At 69.3% G+C, this 3,863-nt stretch carries 1 protein-coding gene; it reads left to right on the forward strand.

Annotated elements, in window-relative coordinates; all coding sequences use genetic code 11:
* Positions 1–21: 21 nt before the first annotated feature.
* Positions 22–3,863 (forward strand): amino acid adenylation domain-containing protein (locus AB0M92_RS39085; protein ID WP_366107157.1); only part of this gene is annotated, 3,842 nt, incomplete at its 3' end.

Raw genomic sequence — 3,863 nt, forward strand, 5'->3', positions numbered from 1 at the left:
GGTGTCGCGGGTGAGTTGTACGTGGCGGGTGCTCAGTTGGCCCGGGGTTATCTGGGGCGTGCGGGTCTGACGGCGGAGCGGTTCGTCGCGGATCCGTTCGCGGTGGTGGCCGGTTCGCGGATGTATCGAACCGGTGATGTGGTGCGGTGGTCGGCGGATGGTGTTCTGGAGTTCGTGGGGCGTGCTGATGGCCAGGTGAAGGTGCGGGGTTTCCGTATCGAGCCGGGCGAGATCGAGGCGGTGCTCGCCGGCCATGAGCAGGTCGCGCAGGCGGCCGTCGTGGTCCGGGAGGACCAGCCCGGCGACAAGCGCCTCGTGGCCTATGTCGTGGTTGGGGCGGTGGACTTCGACGCTGCGGTCCTGCGCCGGTACGTCGCGGATCGGCTTCCGGATTACATGGTGCCGTCCGCGTTCGTCGTGCTCGACGCGCTGCCGTTGACGCCGAACGGGAAGCTGGACCGGCGAGCCCTGCCGGCCCCCGAATACACCGTGGATGCGTCGGGGCGGGCGCCGCGGACCCCGCGCGAGGAGATCCTCTGCGGTCTGTTCGCCGAGGTCCTGGGCGTGGAGTCGGTGTCGATCGATGACGGCTTCTTCGAGCTGGGTGGGCATTCGCTGTTGGCGACGCGCTTGGTGAGCCGGATCCGGTCGGTCCTCGCGGTCGAGGTCGGTATCCGGTCGTTGTTCGAGGCTCCGTCCGTGGCCGGTCTGGTGGACCGGCTCGACGAGGGTGTTCGGGTCCGTGAGGCGTTGGGGCGGCGGGTGCGGCCGGAGGTGCTTCCGGTGTCGTTCGCGCAGCGTCGTCTGTGGTTCCTGGGCCAGCTCGAAGGCGTCTCCGCCACCTACAACATCCCCCTCGTGCTGCGTCTGACCGGCGCGCTGGACGTCGAGGCGCTGCGGGCCGCCCTGGCGGACGTCGCCGGCCGGCACGAGAGCCTGCGCACCGTGTTCCGCCAGAGCACTGACGGCCGGCCGAGTCAGCTCGTCCTCGACCCGATCGAGGGCGCTCCCGAAGTCCGTGCGGAAGCGATGTCCGCGGATGAGGTGGCCTCGGCCGTCGCCGCGACCGTGGGTGCCGGATTCGACCTGGAGCTGGACCTGCCGTGGCGGGTGCGACTGCTGGAGGTCGCCGACGCTCCCGGCGAGTGGGTGCTGGTCATGGTGCTCCACCACATCGCGGCCGATGGCTGGTCGAGGGCGCCGCTGGCGGACGACCTGTCGCAGGCGTATGCGGCCCGCTGCCAGGGGCAGGCCCCGGCATGGGAAGAACTTGCGGTGCAGTACGCGGACTACACGCTCTGGCAGCGGGAGGTCCTCGGCGATGAGGACGACCCGGACAGCGTGATCGCCGCCCAGGTCGCCTACTGGAAGCAAGCCCTGGCCGACCTTCCCGAACAGCTGGAGCTGCCCGTCGACCACCCGCGCCCCGCGATCGCCTCCGCTGACGGCGCGTCCGTCGGCGTGCAGGTGTCGGCCGAAACCCATGCCCGGCTGGTGGAACTGTCGCGCTCCTGCGGCGCAAGCGTGTTCATGACGGTGCAGGCTGCACTCGCCCTCCTGCTGTCCAAGATGGGCGCCGGCGAGGACATACCGATCGGGACGCCGATCGCCGGCCGTACGGACGACGCCCTCGACGACCTCGTCGGATGCTTCCTGAACACGCTGGTCCTGCGGACCGACCTGTCGGGCGATCCGACGTTCCGGCAGGTCGTGGAGCGGGTCCGAGAGACGGACCTGGCCGCGTACGCCCACCAGGACGTGCCCTTCGAGCGGCTCGTGGAGATCCTCAACCCCGCCCGCTCCATGGCACGCCACCCCCTCTTCCAAGTCATGCTCACCTTCCACAACAACGCGCAGCCCGAACTCGACCTGCCCGGCATTCAGGCCGTGTCGGAGCCCCTGACGAGCATTGCGGCGAAGTTCGACCTGTCCGTCAGCCTCAGCGAGGTCCACGACGAGGACGGGAGCCCCAGCGGGCTGCTGGGGCAGTTGGAGTACCGGACCGACCTCTTCACGGTCGAGACCGTCCAGGGCCTTGCGCACCGCCTCGTCCGCGTACTGGAGACGGTGGTGGCGGAGCCCGACCGGACGGTTCGCGAGGTCGACGTGCTCGGTACCGATGAGCGTGAGCGCATTCTGCGCACGTGGAACGACACCGGCCGGGAGATCCCGCCCGGCACCGTGCTCGACCTGTTCCGGGCGAGAGTGGAGCGCACTCCCGACGCGCTCGCCGTACTCAGCGGCGACGTCGAACTCACCTATGCCCAGCTCGATGAGCGCGCGAGCCGCCTCGCACAGAAGCTGATCGCACTCGGCGTGGACCGGGAACGCCTGGTCGGCCTGTGCCTACCCCGAGGAGTGGACATGGTCGTGTCCCTCCTCGCGGTGTGGCGTGCGGGCGGTGCGTACGTGCCCCTGGACCCCGAATACCCGCCGGACCGCCTCGGCTACATGGTGGCCGACAGCGGTGCGGTCGTGGTTCTGGGGACTGCCGACACGGTGAAGGACCTGCCGGCGGACGGGGTGCACGTCCTGCTGCTCGACGCATTCGGCTACGCGGACGACGCCTGCGGTGAGCTGCTCCCCGCGGCCGTGGATCCGGAGCAGCTCGCGTACGTGATCTACACGTCGGGCTCGACCGGACGGCCCAAGGGGGTGGCGATTCCCCACCGCGGCGTCGCGAACCTGGCAGAGGTGATGCGGCCGGTCCTCGGCGTCCATGAAGGAGCGGTGGCCCTGCAGTTCGCCTCCTTCAGCTTCGACGCGTCCGTACTCGACGTGGCCGTCACCCTTGCTTCAGGGGCGACCCTCGCCATCGCGTCGAGCACGGAGCGGTCGGAGCCGGAAGCACTGGGCGAGATGGTCGAGAAGTCCGGCGTGAACGTCGCCAGCGTGGTCCCCTCCCTGCTCGGAGTACTCGACCCCGCCGCAGTCTCCGGAGTGGAGAACTGGGTCCTGGGGGCGGAGTTGCTCACGGCCGACCTGGCCAGCCGCTGGACGGCCGGCGCCCGCATGTGGAACACCTACGGTCCGACCGAAGCCACTGTGATCACCACCGCCGTTGAACTGGACAGGTCCATCCGACCCGAGGACCAGCCCCCGCCGATCGGCCGTCCGCTCGGAAATGCACGGGTGTATGTGCTGGATGCGGGTTTGTCGCCGGTGCCGGTGGGTGTGGCGGGTGAGCTGTACATCGCGGGTGCGCAGTTGGCTCGTGGGTATGTGGGGCGTCCTGGTCTGACGGCGGAGCGGTTCGTTGCGGATCCGTTTGCGGTGGTGGCCGGTTCGCGGATGTATCGCACCGGTGACGTGGTGCGCTGGACGGGGGACGGCGTCCTTGAGTTCGTGGGGCGTGCTGATGGCCAGGTGAAGCTGCGCGGCTTCCGCATCGAGCCGGGCGAGATCGTGGCCGTACTGACCGGGCACGAGCACGTCGGCCAGGCTGCCGTGGTGGTCCGGGAGGACCGTCCTGGCAACAAGCGCCTGGTTGCTTATGTGGTTCCGGCGCCGGGCACGGACACGGCCGATCTGGATACGGCCGTGTTGCGGGGGTTCGTGGGGGAGCGGTTGCCGGATTACATGGTGCCGTCGGCGTTCGTGGTGCTTGATGTTCTCCCGTTGACGCCGAACGGGAAGCTGGATCGTGGGGCGTTGCCGGTGCCGGAGGTTGTTTCCGGTGTGGGGGCGGGGCGGGGTCCGCGGACGTCGGTCGAGGAAGTGTTGTGCGGGTTGTTCGCCGAGGTCCTGGGGGTTTCCGGGGTTTCGGTTGACGACGGGTTCTTCGAGTTGGGTGGCGACAGCATTTTGTCGATCCAGTTGGTGGCGCGGGCGCGTGCTGCTGGTTTGGTGTTTTCTCCGCGTGA

The organism is Streptomyces sp. NPDC051582 (assembly GCF_040681715.1).
In the GTDB taxonomy this organism is placed as follows: domain Bacteria; phylum Actinomycetota; class Actinomycetes; order Streptomycetales; family Streptomycetaceae; genus Streptomyces.